We start from the raw sequence: 22,754 nt of genomic DNA on the forward strand, positions 1-22,754 counted from the left end.
TGCTATCGGCACCAGCACGTTCTTCTTAAGCGATTTATCAGTCATTTATGCGCAGGCGTTCAGGTGTTTTCTGAAAACACCGTGCACCACTCGTCCAGCCCGAGCACGCGGAGCCCTCCCCGCTCCGCGTGCCCCGTTGCCGCTACAGCATCTCCAGCCTGGCCATCAGGTCCTCCAGCCGTGCGGCTTTCTCCTCGGTGACGACGCTGCCTTCCAGGGAGTCGATGTAGCTCGCCAGTTCCTCCACCGTGCTGCACTCGAACATGGCCCGCAGGGGCACGTTGCGTTGCAGGGTTTTCTGCACGCGGGAGGCGATCTGGGTGGCGAGCAGGGAGTGGCCGCCGAGTTCGAAGAAGTTGTCGCGCACGCCGACCCGTTCGACCTTGAGCACCTCGGCCCAGATGCCGGCCAGGGTGATTTCCAGTTCGCTGCGCGGGGCCAGGTAGTCCTGGGCCTGCAGCGGGCCGAATTCCAGGGGCGGCAGGGCCTTGCGGTCGAGCTTGCCGTTGGCATTCAGCGGCAGGCGTTCGAGCACGAGCCAGTGCAGCGGCACCATGTAGTCCGGCAGGTCGCCGCGCAGTTGCTGCTTGATGGCTTCGAACCAGGCGCCCTCTGCCGCCAGGCGGCTGGCCGGCGAGCTGGCGCGGGTGAAGCGCTCGGCCTCGCGCGGCACCAGGTAGCCCACCAGGTATTTGCCGGTGGGGCCTTCCTGCACGCTGACGGCGGCGTCGCGCACGTCCGGGCGCTCGAACAGGCGGGCTTCGATCTCGCCCAGTTCGATGCGGTAGCCACGGATCTTCACCTGGTGGTCGACACGGCCGACGTACTCCAGCACGCCATCGGCGCGGCGGCGAGCGAGGTCGCCGGTGCGGTACAGGCGTTCGCCCGGCGCGCCGAAGGGGTTGGGCACGAAGGCCTGGGCGGTGCGCAGCGGGTCGCCGACGTAGCCACGGCCGACGCCGGTGCCGGCGACGCAGAGTTCGCCCACGGCGCCCAGGGGCGCCAGCTCGAAGGCGTCGTCCAGCAGGTACAGGCGGTTGTTGTCGGTGGGGCTGCCGATGGGCAGGTAGGTGCCTGCGGTGGAGGCCGCGTCGACGCGGAAGAAGGCCACGTCGTCCGAGCACTCGGCCGGGCCATAGGCGTTGACCAGCCCCACCTGCGGGTAGCGCTCCAGCCACTGGCGCGCCAGCTCCGGCGGCATGGCCTCGCCCGTGGGCAGCATCCAGCGCAAGGCGCCGAGCACGGCACGATCCTCGGCGAGCATGCCCTGGATCAGCGAGGGCACGCTCTCCAGCACGGTGATGCCGCGCTCGCGCACATGGGCCAGCAGCGCCTGCGGGTCGTGGGCGATGGCGTTGGGGACGATCTCGGTGCAGGCGCCGAACAGCGGCGCGGCGAGGAACTGCCAGACCGAGATGTCGAAGCTCTGCGAGGCCGTCTGGGCGATCACGTCCGCCTCGGTCAGCGCCAGGTACGGCACCTTGCTCAGCTGGTTGTTGAGCATGCCGGCCTGCTCGACCATCACGCCCTTGGGCAGGCCGGTGGAGCCGGAAGTGTAGATGACGTAGGCCAGATTGCCCGGGCCGCTGTGGATACCCGGGTCCTGCTCCGGCCAGGCGCCTTGCAGCACGTCCTCCCAGATCAGCAGGCGCGGGCGCTGGCCGCAACCGAGCTCCTCCAGCAGCATCATGGCCTGGTCGCGGCAGGCACGGGTGGCCACCAGCGCGGGGGCGCGGCTGAGTTCGAGGATGCGCGTCAGGCGCGGGGTGGGCAGCGCCGGGTCCAGCGGCAGGTAGCCAGCGCCGGCCTTGAAGGTGCCGACCATCATGCCCAGCAGGTCGAGCCCACGCTCGCCGAGCAGCGCCACCGGCTGGTCGAGGCCGACGCCGGCGGTGCCCAGGGCGTGGCCCAGGCGGTTGGCGTGGCGGTTCAGCTCGGCGTAGCTCCACTGGCGGTCGAGGCAGCGGGCGGCGATGCGCTGCGGGTGCGCGGCCACACGGGCCTCGAACAGGCGCACGTAGCCCTGCTCCAGCGGGTAGTCGCGGGCACTGTCGTTGACGCCATGCAGCAGCAGCTCGCGCTCAGCATCCCCCAGCAACGGCAGCTCGCTCATGTCGCCTTCGATGTGATCACCGAGGGCCAGCAGCAGGCGCTTGAACTCGCCCAGCAGGCGGTCGATGGTCGCCTCCTCGAAATAGCGCCGGTCGTAGGACAGGTGCAAGCCCAGGTCATCGCCCGGGTAGCAGACCACGGTGAGCGGGAAGTTGGTGTGGGTGCGGCCGGAATCCGAGCTGGCGGAAAGGCTCTGCGCCCGGTCCAGCACCGCGACTTCCACCGGCGCGTTCTCGAACACGAAGAGGCTGTCGAACAGCGGCTGGCCCTTGGGCAGTTCGCTGCATTCCTGGATGGCCACCAGCGGCAGGTACTCGTGCTCGCGCAGCTCCAGGTTGCTGGCCAGCAGCCCCTGCAGCCAGTCACGCACGCCCAGGCGCTGGCCCGGTGCGGGCAGCTTCACCCGCAGGGCGATGCTGTTGATGAACAGGCCGACGGTGCGCTGCATCTCCGGCAGGCCCACCGGGCGCCCGGCAACGGTGACGCCGAAGACCAGGTCGCGCTCACCGCTGTAGCGCGCCAGTACCAGGGCCCAGGCCGCCTGGGCCAGGGTGTTGACGGTGAGCTGGTGACGCTGCGCCAGTTCCCGTAAGCGCGCGCCATCGGCGGCGTCCAGGCGGGTGATGCGGTCGCCCACCTGCATGCCGCCGCTGTCGTTGGCGTGTTCGCGGAGGATCGGCCGGTCGCTCGGCAGATGGGTGGTGCGCTCGAAGCCGGCCAGGTTGCCCTGCCACCAGGCACGGGCCTGGCCGAGGTCCTGGCGCTGCAGCCAGCCGATGTAGTCGCGGTAGCGCGGCGCCAATGGCAGCTGCGGCTCGCGGCCCTCGCTCAGGGCGGCGTAGACCTCGAAGAAGTCGCTCATCAGCAGGCCACGGCACCAGGCGTCGATGAGGATGTGGTGGTTGCTCATCATGAACCAGTAGCGCGCCTCGCCCAGGCGGATCAGGCGCAGGTGGAAAGGCGGCTGGTGCAGCAGGTCGAAGCCGGCCTCGCGCTCGGTGCGGTGCAGCGCCTGCAAGCGCTCCTCGTGGCCGTCCTCGGGCAGGTCACTCCAGTCCAGCACGTCCACCTCGGTGGCACCGGGCTTGTGGATCACCTGCAGCATGGTTTCGCCGGCGTTCCACACGAAGGAGGCGCGCAGCGCCTCGTGCCGCGCCACCACCGCGCGCCAGGCGCGGGTGAAGCGCTCCACGTCCAGCGCGCTGTTGATGCGGTAGCGGTCCTGCATGTAGTAGATGCCGGTGCCCGGCTCCAGCAGGGTGTGCAGCAGCAGGCCTTCCTGCATGGGCGTCAGCGGGTAGATGTCGTCGATGGCGGCGGCCGGCACCGGCAACTGGTCGATCTGCTCCTGGCTCAGGTTTGCCAGGGGGAAGTCCGACGGCGTCGGGCCACCGGCGCCCTCCTCCAGGCAATGGGCGATGAGCGCCTGCAGCTCGGCGATGAAGGCTTCGCCCAGGCCCTGCACCGTGGCGCGGTCGTAGCGCGCCTGGCTGTAGGTCCAGTTGAGCAGCAGTTCGCCGCCGAACACCTGGCCGTCCACGCTCAGCCAGTTGGGCAGTGTGGCGTCGGCGTCGTGGGCCGGGCCGGCGCTCTCTTCCAGCGGGCGCAGCAGCGCGCCCTCGGCGAAGCTGCCGTCGAACTGGCCCAGGTAGTTGAAGGTGATACGCGCCGGCGGCAGCGCGGCCATGGCGGCGCGGGTGGCCGGGTCGGCCAGGTAACGCAGCACGCCGAAGCCGAGGCCCTTGTGGGGCACCTGGCGCAGCTGCTCCTTGATCGCCTTGATCGCAGCGCCGAGCCCCTCGGCCGGGGCCAGGCGCAGCGCATAGGCGCTGGTGAACCAGCCGACGGTGCGGCTGAGGTCGATGTCGTCGAACAGCGGCTCGCGGCCGTGGCCTTCCAGTTGCACGAGCACCGAGTCACGCGCGGCCCAGCGGCACAGCACGCGGGCCAGGGCGGTGAGCAGCAGGTCGTCGACGCGGGTGCGGTAGGTGGCGGGCGCCTGTTGCAGCAGTTGCCGGGTGTGCTCGGCATCCAGGCGCAGGGTGAGGCGCTGGGCGTCGCGCTCCAGGTCCTGTTCGGCGTCGCGGTCGCAGGGCAGCGGCGCATCCTCACCGCCGAGCTGCGCCTGCCACCAAGGCAGCTCTTCGCGCAGCGGCTCGCTGCCGGCATAGGCCGCCAGGCGTTCGCCCCAGTGCTTGAAGGCGCTGGTGCGCGCCGGCAGCGCCAGGGGCTGCCCGGCCTGCAGTTGGCGATAGCTGGTTTGCAGGTCGTCCAGCAGCACGCGCCAGGAGACGCCGTCCACCACCAGGTGGTGGATGGCCAGCAGCAGCTTCTGGCGCCCGTCCGGGCCTTCCAGCAGCAGGGCACGCAGCAGCGGACCCTGGGCCAGGTCGAGGCTGCGCTGGGCATCGGCCAGCAGGGTTTCCGCCTCGGCGAAGTCGCCCACCTGCGCCTGCCACAGCAGGCCGTCGGCCTCGCTGGCGGGTGCGCGGTGTTCGGCGTGCCAGGTGTCGCCTTCACGGGTGAAGGACAGGCGCAGGGCGTCGTGGTGTTCCACCAGGCACTGCAGGGCCTGCTCCAGATGCCCCGCATCCAGGCGCTCGCCAGCTTCCAGCAGCAGCGACTGGTTCCAGTGGCCGACGTTTTCCGGCGCCTGCTGGAAGAACCAGTGCTGGATGGGCGTCAGCGGCATGGTGCCGGTCACCGGGCCCTGGTCCACCTGGGTCAGCGCCTCGCGGCGGGCGACGGCGGCCAGGGTCTGCACCGTCTGGTGCTGGAACAGGTCGCGCGGGCTGAAGTGGATGCCCTGCTGGCGGGCACGGCTGACCACCTGGATGGAGAGGATGGAATCGCCACCCAGCTCGAAGAAGTTATCGGCGAGCCCGACCTGCTCGACGTTGAGCACCTCGCGCCAGATGGCCGCCAGGCTCTGCTCCAGCTCGCTGCTCGGTGCCAGGTACTGCTGGCGGTTGTGCTCCGGGTCCGGCGCGGGCAGCGCGCGGCGGTCGAGCTTGCCGTTGGGGGTCAGCGGCAGGCTGTCGAGCAGCACCAGGTGCGCGGGCACCATGTGTTCCGGCAGCTGGGTGCGCAGGTGCGCCTTGAGGGTTTCGCGCAGCGCCTGTTGCGCATCGGCGCCCTCTTCTGCGGCGGCACAGGCCACGTAGCCGGCCAGTTGCTTGCCGCTGGGGCTGTCCAGGGCCAGCACCACGGTTTCGCGCACCGCCGGGTGTTCCAGCAAGCGTGCTTCGATCTCGCCCAGCTCGATGCGGAAGCCGCGCACCTTCACCTGCTGGTCGATGCGGCCGAGGTATTCCAGCTGGCCATCGTCGCGCTGGCGCACCAGGTCGCCGGTACGATAGAGGCGCCCGCCGTCGGTGGCGAAGGGGTTGGGCACGAAGCGCTCGGCGGTGAGGCCCGGGCGCTGGTGGTAGCCACGGGCGAGCCCGGCGCCGCCGACATAGAGCTCGCCGATGGCGCCCGGTGGCACCAGGGCCAGGTCGGCTTCGAGGATGCAGGCCACCCGCGCACCGACCATGCGGCCAATGGGCACGCTGGCGGCGCCCTCCTCCAGCTGCGCAGGGGCCAGAGCGGCCAGGGGCATGACCACCGTCTCGGTGGGGCCGTAGGCGTTGAAGAAGGCCTGGGGCGCGAAGCCCGCGCGGATGCGCTGCAGGTGCTCGGCGGTCAGCGCCTCGCCCCCGGTGATCACCAGGCGCACCGGCAGGGTTTCGCCCCGCGCGCCGAGCCACTGGGCCAGCTGGCTGCCGTAGCTGGGAGTGAAACCGAGGATGGTGACGCCCTGTTCGCGGATGAGCTGGCAGATATCCTCGGCGCCCCACTGGCCCTGGGCCCGCAGCACCAGGCGCGCGCCGCACAGCAGCGGCGTCAGCAGGCGCTCGCTGGCGGCGTCGAAGTTGATGGAATAGAAGTGCAGCTCGCAGTCGTCGGCGCGCATGCCGAAGCGACGGATGACCGCCTGGCAGTGCATGGCGATCTCGCCGTGGCTGACCGCCACGCCCTTGGGCTTGCCGGTGGAGCCGGAGGTGTAGATGAGGTACGCCTGGTGCTGCGGCCGAGCGAGGTCCACCGGCGCGCTGGCGGGGTAAGCGGCCAGCGCGGCCTCGTCCTCCTCCAGGCACCAGCGGGCGACGCCGGCCGGCAGCTCGCCGAGGGTGTCGAACAGCGCGGCCTGGCCCAGCAGCAGGACGATGCCGCTGTCCTCGACCATGTAGTGCAGGCGTTCGGTGGGGTATTCCGGGTCCAGCGGTACGTAGGCGCCACCGGCCTTGAGGATGGCCAGCAAGCCGACCACCATCGCCGCCGAACGCTCCAGGGCCAGGCCGACGCGCACCTCGGGGCCGACGCCGCGCTCGCGCAGCAGGTGGGCCAGGCGGTTGGCGCGGGCATCCAGGGTGGCGTAGTCGAGGGTCTCGCCGGCGAAGGTCAGGGCCGGTGCCCTGGGCGTGCGCGCGGCCTGCTCGGCGAACAGCCGATGGATGCAGCCGTCGAGGCGGTGCTCGCCGGGTTCTTCGCTGAGGCTTTCGAGCTGCGCCAGGCGCTCGTCATCGCTGAGCAGCGGCAGCTCGGCCAGGCGCTGCGCGGGGTCACCCAGCAGCGCTTCCAGCAGGTTGCACAGGTGGGTGGCCATGCGCGCGATGCGCGGCTCGTCGAACAGGTCGGAGCTGTAGGTGAAGCAGCAGCCGAGGCGATGGTCGAGGTCGGTGACTTCCAGGTTGAGGTCGAACTTGGTGGCGCGGGCGTCGTTGGCGATGTACTCGACCTTCATCCCCGCCAGCTCGCGGGTCTGCTGGAACTCCCAGCGCTGCACGTTGCACATCACCTGGAACAGCGGGTTGTAGGCGCTGCTGCGCGGCGGCTGCAGAGCCTCGACGAGCTGGTCGAAGGGCAGGTCCTGGTGCGACTGGCCCTCGATCACGGTGTGGCGCACCTGCTCCAGCAGCGCGGCGACGCTCATCTGCCCGTCGAGCTGGCAACGCAGCACCTGGGTGTTGAGGAAGGCGCCGATCAGCCCCTCGCTTTCCGGGCGGATGCGGTTGGCCACCGGCGCGCCGATGCGCAGGTCCTGCTGGCCGCTGTAGCGGTGCAGCAGCACGGCCAGGGTGGCGGTCATGGTCATGAACAGGGTCAGGCCGTTGGCCGCGTTGAAGGCGCGCACGCGCTCGGCCAGCGCAGCCGGCAGGTCGAAGCGGTAGAGCTCGCCCCGGTGGCTCTGGGCCGGTGGGCGTGGGCGATCCGAGGGCAGCTCCAGCAGCGGGTGCTCGTGGCCCAACTGCGCCGTCCAGTAGTCCAGCTGGCGCTGGCGCTCGCCGCTTTCCAGCCACTGGCGCTGCCAGGCGCTGTAGTCGAGGTACTGCACCGGCAACGGCGCCAGGGGCGATTCGCGGTCATCGAGGAAGGCCTCGTAGAGCGCGCCCAATTCGCGGGCGAAGATGTCCATCGCCCAGCCTTCGGTGACGATGTGGTGCAGGGTCACTACGAGGAAATGCTTGCGCTCGCCGCCCTTGACCATCACCACCCGCAGCAGCGGGCCGGTCTCCAGGTCGAAGGGGCGGTGGGCCTCGTCATCGGCCAGCGCCTGCAGGCGGGCCTGGCGGGTGTCGGCATCCAGGGCGGAGAAATCTTCCCAGCCCATGTTCAGGTTTGATTGCTCGGCCACCTGCTGGCGCGGCACGCCGTTCTCGCTGGGGAAGGTGGTGCGCAGGGTCTCGTGGCGCTGCACCAGGGCCTGCAAGGCCGCCTCGAAGCGGGCCACATCCAGCGGGCCACTGAGGCGCGCCAGGCCGCCGACGTTGTAGGCGGGGCTGTCCGGCTCCAGCTGCCAGAGGAACCACATGCGCTGCTGGGAATAGGACAGCGGCACCGGGCGGCTGCGGTCGACGCGGGCGATCACGCCCTGGCTGTCCACCTGGCCGCTGGCCTGGATGCGCGCCACCTCGGCGCAGAAGCCGTCCAGGGTGCTGGCTTCGAACAGCGCGCGCAGCGGCAGCTCGACGTCGCAGGCCTGGCGGGTGCGGGAGACGATCTGGGTGGCCAGCAGCGAGTGGCCGCCGAGGGCGAAGAAGTCGTCGTCCAGGCCGATGCGCTGGATGCCCAGCACCTCGCGCCAGATGGCGGCGACCTGTTGCTCCAGCTCAGTGGCCGGCTCGCGGTGCTCGGCCTGCTGCCAGGCCGGCTCGGGCAGCGCGCGGCGGTCCAGCTTGCCGCTGGGGCCGACGGGCAGTGCCTCCAGGCGCATCAGTTGCGCCGGCACCATGTACTCCGGCAGCTCGTCGCGCAGGGCCAGCAGCAGGCGCTCGGTCTGCCGGGCTTCCTCTTCGGCAGCGCCGTTGGCGCAGTAGTAGCCCACCAGGCGCGGGCCGCCGGGGCCGTCGCGCAGCACCACAACGGCCTGGCCGACGCCGGGCTGGGCCAGCAGGCGCGCGCGGATTTCTTCGGGCTCCACACGGAAGCCACGCAGCTTGACCTGGCTGTCGAGGCGGCCGAGGTACTCCAGCGCGCCGTCGGTGCCCCAGCGGGCGCGGTCACCGGTGCGGTACAGGCGCGCACCCGGTTCGCCGAAGGGGTCGGGCACGAAGCGTTCGGCGGTCAGCGCCGCGCGGCCCAGGTAGCCACGGGCGAGGCCGGCGCCACCGATGCACAGCTCGCCCGGCACGCCGACCGGCAGGGCCGAGAGCTCGGCATCCAGCACATGGCAGAGCACATTGCCCAGGGGCTGGCCGATGGGCGAGCGCTCGCCGTCATCATTGCGGCATTGCCAGTGGGTGACGTTGATGGCGGTTTCGGTGGGGCCGTAGCGGTTGTCCAGGCGCACCGCCGGCAGGCGCTGCAGCACCCGGTCGCGCAGGGCGGCGGGCAGCGCCTCGCCACCGGAGAACAGGCGGCGCAGGGAAGTGCATTCGCCAACCCCCTCCTCCTCGATGAACAGTTGCAGCAGCGGCGGCACGAAGTGCAGCGTGGTCACGCCGTGCTCGCGCACCAGTTGCACCAGGCGGCGCGGGTCGCGGTGCTCACCGGGGGCGGCCAGCACCAGGCGTGCCTCGCTGACCAGCGGCCAGAAGCATTCCCAAACGGAGACGTCGAAGCTCACCGGTGCCTTCTGCAGCAGCACGTCACTGGCATCCAGTCGGTACTGCGCCTGCATCCAGGCCAGGCGCTCGGCCAGGGCCGCGTGGGTGTTGCCGACGCCCTTGGGCTGGCCGGTGGAGCCGGAGGTGTAGATGACGTAGGCGAGGTTGTCGCCGTGCACGGCGGCGGTCGGCGGGCTGTCGGGCCAGTCGCCCTCCTCCCGGTCCAGCTCGATGACGCGCACGCCCTCATGAATCGGCAGGCGCGCCACCTGGTGCGACTGGGTCAGCAGCAGGCGTGCGCCGCAGTCCTGCAGCATGTAGGCGAGGCGTTCGCGCGGGTAGTCGACATCCAGCGGCACATAGGCGCCGCCGGCCTTGATGATGGCCAGCAGGCCGACCAGCAGCTCCGGCGAGCGCTCGGCGGCGATGGCCACCGGCACGTCGGGGCCGACGCCCAGGGCTTGCAGACGGTGGGCCAGGCGGTTGGCGCGGCGGTGCAGCGTGGCGCTGTCCAGTTGCCCTCCGGCCCACGTGAGGACGATGCGCTGCGGGTCGGCGGCAGCCTGCAGCTCCAGCAGCTCGGGCAGCCAGCGATGGGCAACGGGCTGCGGGGCACGGGCCCAGCCGGCCAGTTGGCTGCGCTCGGCCTCGTCCAGCAACTGGATATCGCCCAGGGCCCGCGACGGTTGCTCAACCACCTGGCGCAGCAGGCTGACGAAGCGCTCGGCCAGGCGGCGCACGCTGCCGGCGTCGAACAGTTCGGTGGCGTAGTCGAAGGCCAGGGTCAGGCGGCCACGGGCGTCTTCCTCGCTGTGCAGTTGCAGGTCGAACTTGGCTTCGCGGCTGTGCCAGGGCAGCTCGTCGGCGAGCAGGCCCGGCAGGCGGCGCAGCGCCGAGAGGTCGCGCTGCTGGTGGTTGAACATGACCTGGAACGGCTCGCCGCCGAGGGCGTCCACCAGGCGGTCGAAGGGCAGGTCCTGGTTGGCCTGAGCGCCAAGGGTGGCTTCGCGGGCCTGGGCCAGCAGTGCGCTGAAGGTGCGACGGCCGTCGAGTTGGCCACGCAGCACCAGGGTGTTGATGAAGAATCCGACCAGGCCCTGGGTTTCCAGGCGCTGGCGGTTGGCGCCGGGCACGCCGACGCGGATGTCCGCCTGCCCGCTGAGGCGGAACAGCAGGCCCTGGAAAGCCGCCAGCAGCACCATGAACAGGGTCGAGTGCTCGGCCTGGGCCAGCGCGCGCAGGGCCTTGGCCAGGTCGTCATCCAGGCGCAGGCTGTGGCGCGCGGCGGCGTGGCTGCGCTGGGCGGTGCGCGGGCGGTCGGTGGGCAGTTGCAGGGCCGGGGCCTCGTCGCCCAGTTGCTCGCGCCACCAGGCCAGCTGGCGCTCGGCCTCGCCTTCGGCCAGCCACTGGCGCTGCCAGGCGGAGAAGTCGGCGTAGCCCAGGGGCAAGGGCGCCAGGTCCGCTGCGGGGCCACCGCAGGCAGCGCCGTAGAGGCGGGAGAATTCGTCCAGCAGCAGGTTCAGCGACCAGCCGTCAGCGACTATGTGGTGCAGGGTCAGCCACAGTTGGTGCTGTTCATCGTCCAGGTGCACCAGGGTCAGGCGCAGCAGCGGCCCCTGCTCCAGGTCGAAGGGCACCTGGGCCTCCTCTTCGCGCAACTGGGCGGCGCGGGCGTCGCGCTCGGCGCCGTCGAGGTGGCTGAGGTCGAGGCGCGAGAGGCTCAGCTCCTGGGACGGCAGGATGCGTTGCAGGGCGACGCCGTCCCGTTCGAGGAAGCGCGTGCGCAGCGCTTCATGGCGCTGCACCAGTTGCTGCAAGCTGCGCAGCACGGCGCCTTCGTCCAGCTCGCCGCGCAGGCGCAGGCCGCCGGGGATGTTGTAGGCGGCGCTTTGCGGGTCCAGCTGCCAGAGGAACCAGAGGCGGTTCTGCGCGGGGGATTGCGGCAGGTCCTGGTTGCGCGGCAGGCGCGGGATGGCGCCCTGGCGCGGCGCACCGGCGGCCTGTTGGGCCTGCACGGCGGCGGTGAATTCAGCCAGGGAGCGGGCCTCGAAGAGCTGGCGCAATTCCAGCTCCAGGCCCAGTTCGTCGCGCAGGCGCGCCATCACCTGGGCGGCGCCGATGGAGTTGCCGCCCAGCAGGAAGAAGCTGTCGTCGGCGTTCACGACCGGCACCTGCAACTGCTCGGACCAGAGGGCGGCGATGCGCTGCTGCAGGTCACCGGCCGCCTCGCTGCTGGCAACCGGCGTGGCGCTGGCGGCGGCATCGGGGAAGCAGGCGTAGGCGTCGAGGCTGCCGTCTTCCAGGCCGCTGCGGCAGGCGGAGCGTTGCAGCTTGCCGCTGGAGGTTTTGGGCAGCGCGCCGGGATTGAGCAGCAGCACCACGCGCGGTGCCTCCTGGCAGGCGTCGGCCACGGCCTGGCGGATCATGCGGATCAGGGCTTCCGGCGCATGGGCCTTCTGCACGCTGCGGCCGATCTCCACGGCGATGCCGATGCCCTCCTCGCCATCCTGTTTCACGGCGAAGGCGGCGACGCGGCCCTTGCGCACCAGTGCCACCTCGGTCTCGACGGTGCGCTCGATGTCCTGCGGGTAGAGGTTGTGGCCCCGGACGATGAGCATGTCCTTGAGACGGCCGCTGACGAACAGCTCGCCGTCGCGCAAAAAGCCCAGGTCGCCGGTGCGCAGCCAGCTCACGCCGTCGCGGTCGACGAAGGCCTTGGCGGTGGCTTCCGGGTTGCGCCAGTAGCCGTGGGCGATGCTCGGGCCGCTGGCCCAGATCTCGCCCACCTGGTTTTCGCCGAGGGCGGCGCCGGTGGCCGGTTCGACGATCATCACGCCGTGCCCGGGCTGGCCGAAGCCGCAGCTCAGCAGCAGGCTATCGGCGCCTGGTTCGATGCGGTTCTGCGCCAACGCGGCGCCGTCCACGCCAAGGGCGGGAATGCCCTGACCGCGCACGCCGCCGGTGACGAACAGAGTCGCCTCGGCCAGGCCGTAGCAGGCGAGGAAGCTGGCGGCGGAGAAGCCGCAGGCGGCGAACTGGCCGGCGAAGCGTTCGAGGCTGTCCTGGCGGATCGGCTCGGAGCCGGAGAAGGCCACGCGCCAGCCGCTGAGGTCCAGCCGCGCCAGGGCCCCGGCGCTGACCCGCTCGCAGCACAGGCGGTAGGCGAAGTCGGGGCCGCCGCTGACGGTGCCACCGTACTGGGCAATGGCTTCCAACCAGCGCACCGGGCGTTCGAGGAAGTAGCGCGGCGACATGAGCACGCAGGGTACGCCGCTGAAGATGGGTTGCAGCAGGCCGCCGATCAGGCCCATGTCGTGGTAGAGCGGCAGCCAGCTGACGATCACGTCGTCGGCGCCAATGCCGAAGCCGCGACGGATCAACAGCTCGTTGGCCACCAGGTTGCCGTGGCTGACCTGCACGCCCTTGGGCAGCGAGGTGGAGCCGGAGGTGTATTGCAGGAAGGCGATGTCATCGGCGGCCAGCACCGGCTCGCACCAGGCGTCGGCCAGCTCGTCCTGCAGATCCTCGACGCAGAGCAGCGCCGGCCCGGCGGCGCCCAGGTCGGTGCTCAGCTGCTGCAGGGGTTCGCGCAGGGCGGCGCTGGTCAGCACCAGGGCCGGCTCGGCGTCGTCGATGATCGACAGCAGGCGCAGCTGGTGATTGCGGCGTGCGGACTCCGGCGGGTAGGCCGGCACGGCGATGACGCCGGCGTAGAGGCAGCCGAAGAACGCCGCGACGTAATCGGGGCCGCTGTCGAACAGCAGCACGGCGCGATCGCCGAACTCCGCTTCCTCCTGCAGGGCAGCGGCGATCACGCGGGCGCGCCGGTCCAGCTCCCGGTAGCTGATGACCACGCCGTCGCCCTCGCCTTCGAGAAAGCGCAGGGCGAGGCGTTCCGGCTGTTCGGCAGCGCGGCGCTGCAGGGCCTGGACCAGGGTGCTGGGGAGTTCGAAGGCGTCCATCATGTTGTCGTCCTGCCTGATGCGGCTTGAATTCGGGGTTCGTTGAAGCGAAGGGGCGCGCCCGGCACGACGGCCGCGCCGGGCGGCTCAGCCGGCCGCCAGCGGAACCTGGCGCGACGTGCGGGCGCGCAGGCGCAGCAGGTGCTGCTCGGCGTAGCGCTTGAGGGTGCGCAGCACGGCGGCCTCCTGTTGCTGGAGGAAGAAGTGGTGCCCCTCGAACATATCGAGGGAGAAGCCGGTGGCGGTCTCGTCCTGCCAGTCCAGCAGCTCATCCACGCGCAGCTCGTCGGCCTTGCCGCCGAGCACATGGATGGGCGCCTGCAGCGGCTCGCGCCGGCGGTAGGCGTAGCTGCCGGCGACGAGGAAGTCGGCCCGCAGGATGGGCAGCGTCAGGCGCAGCAGCTCCTCGTTGGCCAGGGCCTCCTCGGGGGTGCCCTGGAGGCTGCGCAGCCTGGCGATCAGCTCGGCGTCGCTCTTGGCGTCGCGGTAGTCATCGACGTTGCGCCGGGCCGGGCCGGCGGTGGCCGAGGGGAACAGCGCCAGGGGCTCGGGCAGCCCCTTCTCGCGCAGGGCGTGGGCCAGCTCGAAGGCGAGCAGCCCGCCCAGGCTGTGGCCGAACAGCGCGTAGGGCTGCTGCACCTGGGGCGCGACTTCGCGGGCGAGCTGCGCCACCAGCGTGTCGATGCGGGTGTGCAACGGCTCGTCCATGCGCATGCCGCGCCCCGGCAATTCCAGCGGCTGCACCACCAGCCAGGCGGGCAGGATGCGCCGCCAGCGGTTGTAGACCATGGCGCTGGCGCCGGAATACGGCAGGCAGAACAGGCGCAGGCTGATCGGCGCGCTCACCTCAGGCCACCCCTTCGGCCTGTTCCATCTGCTTGCGCAGGCTCAGCGGGCGCATGTCGGTCCAGTGCTCCTCGATGTACGCCAGGCACTCCTGCTTCAGCCCGCTCTTGCCGGCGGCGCGCCAGCCGGCGGGGATGGCCTTGTAGTCCGGCCAGATCGAGTACTGCTCCTCGTGGTTGATGACCACCTGGAACACCACGTCATCACGATCGAACACCATGTCTGTCTCCTCATGCGAGTTGGGCCGGGCGACCTGCCCGTGCTTGCACTGAGGAGTACGGATGGCGAACGGGAATAATTAGCGGTCCGGGGTGAACACTCCGGCCCCGGTCGAGGCGTCACCAGGCACCACGGCGAAGACCGGATTCCTGTAGGCCGGTCCTACAGACCTTCCTGCTCATCACGCACCTCACGCACATTCTTTTTCACAACCGCCGTCCCTGTTCCGTCATGGCCCCGCAACACGCCGGAAACCTCGGCGTGATCTGCTTCCCCTCGATATGAATTGCTTATCTATCGCATTTGACAATGATTATCATTGGTCATAATTTGTTACCCCGCTGAACGGGAGCCCACAGGTAACCGGGCCCTATGCCTACCCATGCGCAAGGTGATTTCCATGACGGATCAACTCTCAACAAGCCGGCTTGACTCCCCACTTCTGCAGGTCTTCATTGACAACCGCTCCATCCTGGTGAAGATCGCGATGCGGGTAACCGGCTGCCGGACCCGGGCCGAGGACGTGGTGCAGGACGCCTTCTTCCGCCTCCAGTCGGCGCCGAGGATCACCAGCTCGATCAAGGCGCAGCTCAGCTACCTGTTCCAGATCGTGCGCAACCTGGCCATCGACCACTACCGCAAGCAGGCCCTGGAACAGCGCTATGCCGGCACCGAGGAAGAAGGCCTCAACGTGGTGGTTATGCAAGGCGCCTCCCCCGAGACCTCGCACATCAACTACGCCACCCTGGAACACATCGCCGACGCCCTCGGCGAGCTGCCGGCCCGCACCCGCTATGCCTTCGAGATGTACCGCCTGCACGGCGTGCCGCAGAAGGACATCGCCAAGGAGCTGGGCGTCTCGCCGACCCTGGTCAACTTCATGATCCGCGACGCCCTGGTGCACTGCCGCAAGGTGACCCGTGCACAGAACGACGCCGACCAGCCCGAACGCATCGCCTGACCCTCCCGCCTGACGCGGGGCTTCCCTGCCCCGCTCCTTCCCACCAACCCGCCCCCGTCGCCCGGGCTTATGCCCGGGATCTGAATCGGGGGGATTCCCGGACTGAAGTCCGGGCTACGGATGCTCCTCACCCCTGTAGCCCGGGCTTCAGCCCGGGAGCGGCATGGCGCCCCAGGCTGCCAGGCCCCTTCCCTGCCAATCCCCACGTCGCCGCCGGACTCACGCCCGGGATCTGCATCGGGAGGATTCCCGGACTGAAGTCCGGGCTACGGATCCGCCACCCTGTAGCCCGGGTGCGGTTCAGGCCAGCGTGCAGCGGTCGAAGAAGCGCTCGCGGCCGATGGCCATGAGCGCGGCACGCTTGTGGGGGAAGTCGAATTCCTTCTCGCGGTAGAAACCCAGGCCCTGCATGTGGGCGATCATCCGCGCGTTGTCGGCGCGGGGCTCGGCCACCACGCGGCGGGTACGCGGATCGTCGAGAAACAGGTAGTGGGTCAGCCCCGCCAGCCAGGCGGCCACCTTGTGCGGCCCGCGATGGTGCTCCTCCCCCACCAGCATGTGGATGCCGCGGTCGTAGTCGTCCACCGCGTAGAACGGCGCAATGCGGTCCTCCTTGGCCCAGTAGGCTTCGAAGTAGGCAAACGGCTCGTCGTCGAAGCAGCCCAGCAGGGTCAGGGTATGGGGGTCACCGGCCAGGCGCTGCAGGTAGGCGCGGTGATGGTCGAGGCTGCCGCCCTCCTGCCAGAAAGCCAGCACGCGGGGTGAGTTCTGCCAACGGTTGAAGCGCTCCAGGTCAGCCTCGATGTCCAGCGTGCGCAGGGAGAACTCGGCCCCCAGCCGTGCATCGAAACGTCGATACACCTCACCGCTCGGCTTGGGCGGACGCCGTGGGTGGCGCCGCCCTTCGCTCATCACCAGCCGCTCCGGGTAGACCGGCTGCATCTGCACCCAGGGCACCGGCCGCTGCCAGAACACCCCACGCTCGCACACGAACATGCCAGGCTCCTGCGCCGGCACCAGCCAGCCTTCACCCAGCGCCTCTGCCGGGGCGGCGCTCAACTGCCAGCGCAGCGCCTGGCACTCAAGCTCACGGGCGAGCCACAGGTAGCTCGCCCACCACAACGCCTCGGCATCGGGCAGCGCAGGCTCGAGGGGTTTGAGCAGCGGCAGCACGCCGGGCTGGGCGGTCATCACCAGCAGGGGCTGGCCATCCAGCAGCAGGTGCAGGCGGTCATGGGATTCGTCGACGTCGAGGCGCCGCCCCCCGGGCAGAGGCAGGCTCGACAGGGGATGCTGTCGGGGCATGGTGAAGCTCGCGAGTGATTGACTGTCCCTGATGAAACGCTGCAGGCGACATGGAAATTAGGCAGGGCGCACACCTCGCGACATGACATGCCCCGTCCAGCACTTCATCAGTCGCCACCCACTGCTACTTCCATATATTCGCCGCCACTTCCAAGCGCAATTAAACGTCCTGCCAACCCATATTCCAATTAATTGGAACAGCGTAATAACGCACACTTTCAATTAATTAAGACACCCCCACCTGCACACTTTTAAATACCCCGGACATCCGCAATATTTCCGCTCAAGAATCCAGAAATCCATAGCGAATCGCTCTATAAAATCGATATTTTATTGACGCCAAAAAACAGACTAGTTGGCGCTGAATTTTTGACGTCATGTAAAATGCGATTTTTAACTTATTGATTTTTAAGATAAATAAATTTTTTTTAGCCAAGTGTTGAACATCGCAATTAATTCCTCTTAGTCTGGAAGAAGGTGCTTAAATTAGCCCGCCCAGCGTCCTCCAGAAGTGTCAGACAAAAACCATAAATGACAGCAGTCCTCCATGGAGGGGTGGCGATTCTTTTATTGTGTAGAGGGATATATGCATATCAGTATTTTTGGTCTCGGGTATGTAGGTGCAGTTTGTTCGGCCTGTTTATCTTCCCGGGGGCATGAAGTTGTTGGAGTTGATGTTTCCCAGCAGAAGATCGACCTGATCAACACGGGAAAGTCCCCCATCGTCGAACCGGGTCTCGAAGAACTGTTGCGCAAGGGGGTCGATGCGGGTTTGCTGCGCGGGACCACCGATGTGCGGGAAGCCATCATGGCCACCGACATGTCGTTCATCTGCGTAGGAACCCCGAGCAAACGCAACGGCGACCTGGACCTGATCTACCTGGAAGCCGTGTGCCGGCAGATCGGCGAGGCGTTGCGCGGCAAATCCACGCGCCACACCGTGGTCGTGCGCAGCACCGTGCTGCCGGGCACCGTGAAGAACGTGGTGATCCCCCTCATCGAAGACTGCTCCGGCAAACGCGCCGGTGTCGACTTCGGCGTCGCCACCAACCCCGAGTTCCTCCGCGAGAGCACGGCGATCCAGGACTACGACTACCCCGCCATGACCGTCATCGGCGAACTGGACCGTGAATCCGGCGACCTCCTCGAGGAGCTTTACCGCGAACTGGACGCGCCGATCATCCGCAAGCCCGTGGAAGTGGCGGAGATGATCAAGTACACGTGCAACGTGTGGCACGCGGTGAAGGTGAGTTTCGCCAACGAGATCGGCAACATCGCCAAGGCCTGTGGCGTCGATGGGCGCGAGGTGATGGACGTGGTCTGCCAGGACCACAAGCTCAACCTGTCCCGTTACTACCTGCGTCCGGGCTTCGCCTTCGGCGGCTCCTGCCTGCCCAAGGACGTGCGCGCCCTGACCTACCGTGCCGGCACCCTGGACGTCGAGCACCCGATGCTCGCCTCGGTCATGCGCAGCAACAAGGTCCAGGTGGAACGCGCCTTCGACCTCGTCACCGGCTACGAGAAACGCAAGATCGGCCTGCTCGGCCTGTCGTTCAAGGCCGGCAGCGACGACCTGCGGGAGAGCCCGCTGGTGGAGCTCGCCGAGATGCTCATCGGCAAGGGCTACGAGTTGAAGATCTTCGACCGCAACGTCGAGTACGCCCGCGTGTTCGGCGCCAACAAGGACTACATCGAGTCGAAGATCCCCCACGTGTCGGCCCTGTTGCGCAAGGACCTGAACGAAGTGCTGGACGACTCCGACGTCATCATCCTCGGCAACAACGACCGCCAGTTCGGTGAGGTCCTGGCATCCATTGCACCCGACAAGCAGGTCCTGGACCTGGTGGGTTTCATGCAGACCCCCAGCAGCCAGGGCAAGGAAGGCATCTGCTGGTAAACCCTGCCGCAGCGGTGCGCACCACCGCTGCGGTGTAGCGCGACAGGCCGCCACGGGGCCAGCACCGGCCCCACCGAGAAGCGTGCCGGCGCCAGGCAACCCGACTTTGAAAGCCCCAGTGAACTGATTCTTGAACGCCCGGGAGAGACGGCATGATTCCGCTCATCTTGTCCGGCGGCAGTGGCTCGCGCCTCTGGCCGCTATCGCGCAAGCAGTACCCGAAACAGTTTCTCGCCCTGGTCGGTGAGAACACCCTGTTCCAGCAGACCGTGGAGCGCCTGGCCCTCGAAGGGCTCGAGCCGCCGATGGTGGTCTGCAACGAAGCCCACCGCTTCATCGTCATCGACCAGTTGGCGGGCATCCGCAGGAAGGCCCAGTCCATCCTGCTGGAACCCTTCGGCCGCAACACCGCGCCGGCCGTGGCCATTGCCGCCCTGACGCTGCTCGAAGCCGGGCGTGACGAACTGCTGCTGGTGTTGCCGGCCGACCACGTCATCGACGACGTCCAGACCTTCCACAGTGCCCTGGCACGCGCCCGGCTGGCGGCCGAGCAAGGCGCCCTGGTGCTTTTTGGGGTACCGGCGACCAGCCCGGAGACCGGGTACGGCTACATCCGCACCGCCCCCCACGGCAATGGCCTGCCCGAAGGCGTGCTGCCGGTGGAACGCTTCGTCGAGAAGCCCGACCTGGCCACGGCCCGACGCTTCGTCGAGGAGGGCCAGTACTTCTGGAACAGCGGCATGTTCCTGTTCCGTGCCAGCCGCTACCTGGAGGAACTCAAGCAGCACGAGCCCGGCATCTACGAGACCTGCGAGGCAGCCCTGGCCCGCAGCGAGCAGGACCTCGGCTTCCTCCGCATCGACCCGGCGAGCTTCGAGCACTGCCCCGACAACTCCATCGACTACGCCGTGATGGAACACACCAACCGCGCCTGCGTGGTGCCCCTGGACGCCGGTTGGAGCGACGTCGGCTCCTGGTCCTCGCTCTGGGAGATCCAGCGCAAGGACGCCGCCGGCAACGTCACGCGCGGCAACGTCGTGCTGCAGAACAGCCGCAACAGCCTGGTCCACAGCGAGCACAAGCTGGTCACCCTGGTCGGCCTGGACGACGTGGTGGTGGTGGAGACCAAGGACGCCGTGATGGTCGCCCACAAGGACCGCGTGCAGGAGATCAAGCAACTGGTCGGGCACCTGGTGGAGGAGTCCCGCCCCGAGGCCGAGCGCCACAGCCGGGTGCACCGCCCCTGGGGCGCCTACGACAGCATCGACGAGGGCACGCGCTTCCAGGTCAAGCGCATCACCGTGAAACCGGGCGCCAGCCTCTCGCTGCAGATGCACCACCACCGCGCGGAGCACTGGATCGTGGTGTCCGGCACGGCCTTCGTCACCTGTGACGACAGGCAGTTCGTGCTCAGCGAGAACCAGTCGACCTACATCCCGGTGGCCTCGGTCCACCGTCTGACCAACCCCGGGAAGATCCCCCTGGAGCTGATCGAGGTGCAGTCCGGCAGCTACCTGGGCGAGGACGACATCAAGCGCCTGGACGACGTCTACGGGCGCACACCGGAACTGATGGACTGAGTGCAGCGGGGCCGTCACGGCCCCGTTGCGGGGAGGCACGGATGCCAAGCGGCGCGCGTGCCAATGGAAGTCGTGTCGAACGAATGGAGTAGTACTGGATGCACGCTTCAGACGCCGCGTCCTGCGGACGCCTGCGCAAGCTGATCGGTTGGACATGCCTGTTCGCGCTGGTCGCCCTGGCCTCGGAGATGGTGGCCCCGGAGTACCTGGACCCGGCCCACCACAAGTTCATCTTCATCATCGGGGCCATCGGCATCTGGCGTTACAGCAACGCGGCCGTCCACTTCCTCAGGGGGATGTACTTCCTGCACTGGAAGTTCCCGCGCATGCGCAAGCAAGTCGAGGCGATGGGGGACGAAGCGCTGCCGGACCACCTGTTCATGGTGGTGACCAGCTTCCGCATTCCCACCACCACCACCTTCAAGGTCTACCGCTCGGTGTTCCAGGAGGTGCAGCGTCTGGGCGTGCCCTGCACGGTGATCGCCTCCATCGTCGAGAAGGGCGACGAGAACTTCATCAAGGCGATCATGCGGGACGAGGTGCGCGAGCGCAGCGACATCAAGCTGATCATCGTGCGTGCCCGCGGCACCGGTAAGCGCGATGGCCTGGCCCACGCCTTCCGCGCGCTGTCGCGGCAGATGCCGCTGCAGAACTCGGTGGTGGGCGTGGTGGACGGCGACACCATCATGCTGCCCGGCTGCGTCGAGCGGGCGGTGAAGATGTTCGCCCTGCTGCCCAGCGTCGGCGGCCTGACCACCAATGAATACTGCGAGGTGGAAGGCGGCAAGCTGGTCAAGGAGTGGCACACCATGCGCTTCGTCCAGCGACACATCAACATGTGCTCCATGGCCCTCTCCCGGCGCGTGCTGACCCTCACCGGCCGGCTGTCGTTCTTCCGCGCCAGCGTGATGACCGACCCGGAATTCATCCGCGACGTCGAGGCGGACTTCCTCGAACACTGGCGCCTGGGGCGCTTCCAGTTCCTCACCGGCGACGACAAGTCCTCCTGGTTCAGCCTGATGCGCGCCGGCTGGGACACCTTCTACGTCCCCGACAGCCACACCCTGACCGTGGAGCATCCGCCGGACAGCAACTTCTTCCGCGCGACCCGCCAGCTGATGTTCCGCTGGTACGGCAACTCGCTGCGGCAGAACTTCCGCGCCACCAGCCTGCTGGGCCTGGGGCGCCTGGGGGCCTTCACCCTGTACGTGCTCTACGACCAGCGCCTGTCCATGTGGACCTGCCTGATGGGCCTCACCGCCTCGGTGGCCGCCGCCCTGCTGTTCGGCGTGCAGTACCTGCTGGTGTACCTGTTCTGGGTGCTGCTGTCGCGCACGCTGGTGACGCTGCTGTTCCACTTCAGCGGCCACCCGGTGGATGCCCTGTATCCGTTCGTTCTCTATTACAACCAGATCGTGGGTTCGATCATGAAGGTGTACGCCCTCTTCCACATGGACCAGCAGAGCTGGACCCGCCAGAAGACCACCCTGAGCAACCGCGGCGTCAGCTTCGACGTCCGGCTCAACCGCTGGTCCTCCAAGGCGATGATGTTTTCCTCCATCGCGATCTTCCTGGGCGTCGTTTCGGTGCTCCTCGAACTCACTCAAATCTAAGCAGGCGCGACAGCCATGAGCAGCACGACCCTCGTACCCGACAACGTCATCCATGAAGCCATCGACGAGCGCCAGCATGTGCGCACCCGCATTCCTGCCAAGGTCATTCTCAGCGGCGGCGGCCTCGCCGGCCTGGAATGCGACATCCAGGACATCTCCCTCGGCGGCATCGGCCTCATCCATGCCCAGCCGCTCAAGCTCGGCACCCTGATGAACGCCTCCATCAAGCTGCGCCTGGCCAAGCTGGACCTGAACATCGACGCCAAGCTGAAGATCGTCTCCCAGCGCGGCAGCGAGGTCGGCGCGCAGTTCGTCGAGCTGGATGCGCAGAAGCGCGACATCCTGCGCTACATCATCTCGTCCTACATGTCCGGCGAAATCGCCGACATCAACGGGCTGTTCAACGTCATGCAGCGCGAGAACTACATCAAGGAGCGCAAGCAGAAACACGCCCTCGCCCGCACCCCGCTGGACCGACTCAAGGCCGCCGCCGGCACCCTAGCCTTCAGCCTCATCGGCCTCGCCGCCCTGGGCATCGTCAGCTACAAGGCCTACCTGCTGTTCTTCCGCATCCCCGCCGCACAGGCCACGGTGAGCGCCGATGCCTACGTGCTCACCATGCCGGAGAACGGCTTCGTCAAGTACCTGCTCAAGCCGGGCCAGAGCTCGGTCACCACGGGCGAACCGCTGGCCAGCATCTCCACTCAACTGGCCACCAGTTTCACCAGCCCGGCCGACATGGCCGCCCTCTCCAACCTTGCCCCCGGCGATGTCCAGGCCCTGCTCAACCGCGCCACCGTGGAGACCCTGATCAACAGCCCCTGCGACTGCGACCTGTACTTCCCCAGCCGCCGCCTGGACGGCTTCAACTACAAGCAGGCCCCCCTGGTGCACCTGCTGCCGAAGGACGAAGACCTCGTGGTGCGCGCCAGCGTGCCCTTCGCCAAGCTGCCCGACCTGAATCGGGTGCGCGCGGTGGACATGAGCGTGTACGGCAGCGACCAGGTGATCGCCGGGGAGATCGTCGCCTCCAGCGTCGACGCCCAGACCCAGAGCGTGGTGCTGACCCTCAAGCCCGAACAGCCCCTGCCCCGCGTTACCTACCAGCAGCCGGTGGCGGTGGACTTCTACCTCGGCCTGCCGTTGCTCGGCGCCACCCGCTGAGGCCTGT

9 protein-coding genes are annotated in these 22,754 nt (G+C 68.5%); 5 read left to right on the forward strand and 4 right to left on the reverse strand.

The features are described from left to right. Positions 1 to 142 precede the first annotated feature (142 nt). The 3 genes from A9G05_RS13155 to A9G05_RS13165 all read right to left on the reverse strand — a co-directional run bounded on the left by A9G05_RS13155 (position 143) and on the right by A9G05_RS13165 (position 14,228). Positions 143 to 13,165 carry a non-ribosomal peptide synthetase gene (locus A9G05_RS13155; protein ID WP_069561415.1) on the reverse strand — a complete coding sequence of 4,341 codons (13,023 nt, stop codon included), beginning with the start codon at positions 13,163 to 13,165 and terminating at the stop codon, positions 143 to 145. Positions 13,166 to 13,249: 84 nt separating this feature from the next. Next, a complete protein-coding gene (locus A9G05_RS13160; protein ID WP_069561416.1) occupies positions 13,250 to 14,008 on the reverse strand; it encodes a thioesterase II family protein in 759 nt (252 codons plus the stop codon). 1 nt (position 14,009) lies between these two features. Beyond that, positions 14,010 to 14,228: an MbtH family protein gene (locus A9G05_RS13165; protein WP_044404743.1), complete on the reverse strand. Its 219-nt coding sequence runs from the start codon at positions 14,226 to 14,228 to the stop codon at positions 14,010 to 14,012. 399 nt (positions 14,229 to 14,627) lie between these two features. Here A9G05_RS13165 and A9G05_RS13170 point away from each other — a divergent pair, with 399 nt between their 5' ends. Beyond that, complete coding sequence (locus A9G05_RS13170; RefSeq protein WP_069561430.1) at positions 14,628 to 15,188, forward strand: RNA polymerase factor sigma-70; 561 nt, start codon at positions 14,628 to 14,630, stop codon at positions 15,186 to 15,188. A 300-nt stretch (positions 15,189 to 15,488) separates the two neighbouring features. On the opposite strand, the gene A9G05_RS13175 is transcribed toward A9G05_RS13170, so the two are convergent. Beyond that, the gene (locus A9G05_RS13175) at positions 15,489 to 16,493 is read right to left on the reverse strand and encodes a GNAT family N-acetyltransferase (protein ID WP_069561417.1); all 1,005 of its coding nucleotides are present in this window, start codon (positions 16,491 to 16,493) and stop codon (positions 15,489 to 15,491) included. Between the two features lie 586 nt (positions 16,494 to 17,079). Between A9G05_RS13175 and A9G05_RS13180 the strand changes: the two genes are divergently transcribed. The 4 genes from A9G05_RS13180 (at position 17,080) to A9G05_RS13195 (ending at position 22,747) form a co-directional block, all read left to right on the forward strand. Beyond that, positions 17,080 to 18,390 (forward strand): nucleotide sugar dehydrogenase, encoded by a 1,311-nt coding sequence (locus A9G05_RS13180; RefSeq protein WP_069561418.1) that lies wholly within the window; start codon positions 17,080 to 17,082, stop codon positions 18,388 to 18,390. A gap of 152 nt (positions 18,391 to 18,542) precedes the next feature. Next, a complete protein-coding gene (locus tag A9G05_RS13185; protein WP_069561419.1) occupies positions 18,543 to 19,970 on the forward strand; it encodes a mannose-1-phosphate guanylyltransferase/mannose-6-phosphate isomerase in 1,428 nt (475 codons plus the stop codon). Positions 19,971 to 20,068: 98 nt separating this feature from the next. Beyond that, entirely contained in the window at positions 20,069 to 21,583 is a 1,515-nt protein-coding gene (locus A9G05_RS13190) for a glycosyltransferase (protein WP_069561420.1), read from the forward strand. A gap of 15 nt (positions 21,584 to 21,598) precedes the next feature. After that, positions 21,599 to 22,747, forward strand: coding sequence for a PilZ domain-containing protein (locus A9G05_RS13195; protein ID WP_069561421.1), 1,149 nt, complete (start codon positions 21,599 to 21,601; stop codon positions 22,745 to 22,747). Positions 22,748 to 22,754 lie beyond the last annotated feature (7 nt).

Origin of the sequence: Pseudomonas sp. ENNP23, from assembly GCF_001728945.1 — a bacterium.
Classification (GTDB): Bacteria; Pseudomonadota; Gammaproteobacteria; order Pseudomonadales; family Pseudomonadaceae; genus Metapseudomonas; species Metapseudomonas otitidis.

What these genes read in the sequence shown, in the direction of transcription:
- A9G05_RS13155 (WP_069561415.1), bottom strand. Translation starts at nt 13,165, where the DNA reads ATGATGGACGCCTTCGAACTCCCCAGCACCCTGGTCCAGGCCCTGCAG.
- A9G05_RS13165 (WP_044404743.1), bottom strand. Translation starts at nt 14,228, where the DNA reads ATGGTGTTCGATCGTGATGACGTGGTGTTCCAGGTGGTCATCAACCAC.
- A9G05_RS13170 (WP_069561430.1), top strand. Translation starts at nt 14,628, where the DNA reads ATGACGGATCAACTCTCAACAAGCCGGCTTGACTCCCCACTTCTGCAG.
- A9G05_RS13175 (WP_069561417.1), bottom strand. Translation starts at nt 16,493, where the DNA reads ATGCCCCGACAGCATCCCCTGTCGAGCCTGCCTCTGCCCGGGGGGCGG.
- A9G05_RS13180 (WP_069561418.1), top strand. Translation starts at nt 17,080, where the DNA reads ATGCATATCAGTATTTTTGGTCTCGGGTATGTAGGTGCAGTTTGTTCG.
- A9G05_RS13185 (WP_069561419.1), top strand. Translation starts at nt 18,543, where the DNA reads ATGATTCCGCTCATCTTGTCCGGCGGCAGTGGCTCGCGCCTCTGGCCG.
- A9G05_RS13190 (WP_069561420.1), top strand. Translation starts at nt 20,069, where the DNA reads ATGCACGCTTCAGACGCCGCGTCCTGCGGACGCCTGCGCAAGCTGATC.
- A9G05_RS13195 (WP_069561421.1), top strand. Translation starts at nt 21,599, where the DNA reads ATGAGCAGCACGACCCTCGTACCCGACAACGTCATCCATGAAGCCATC.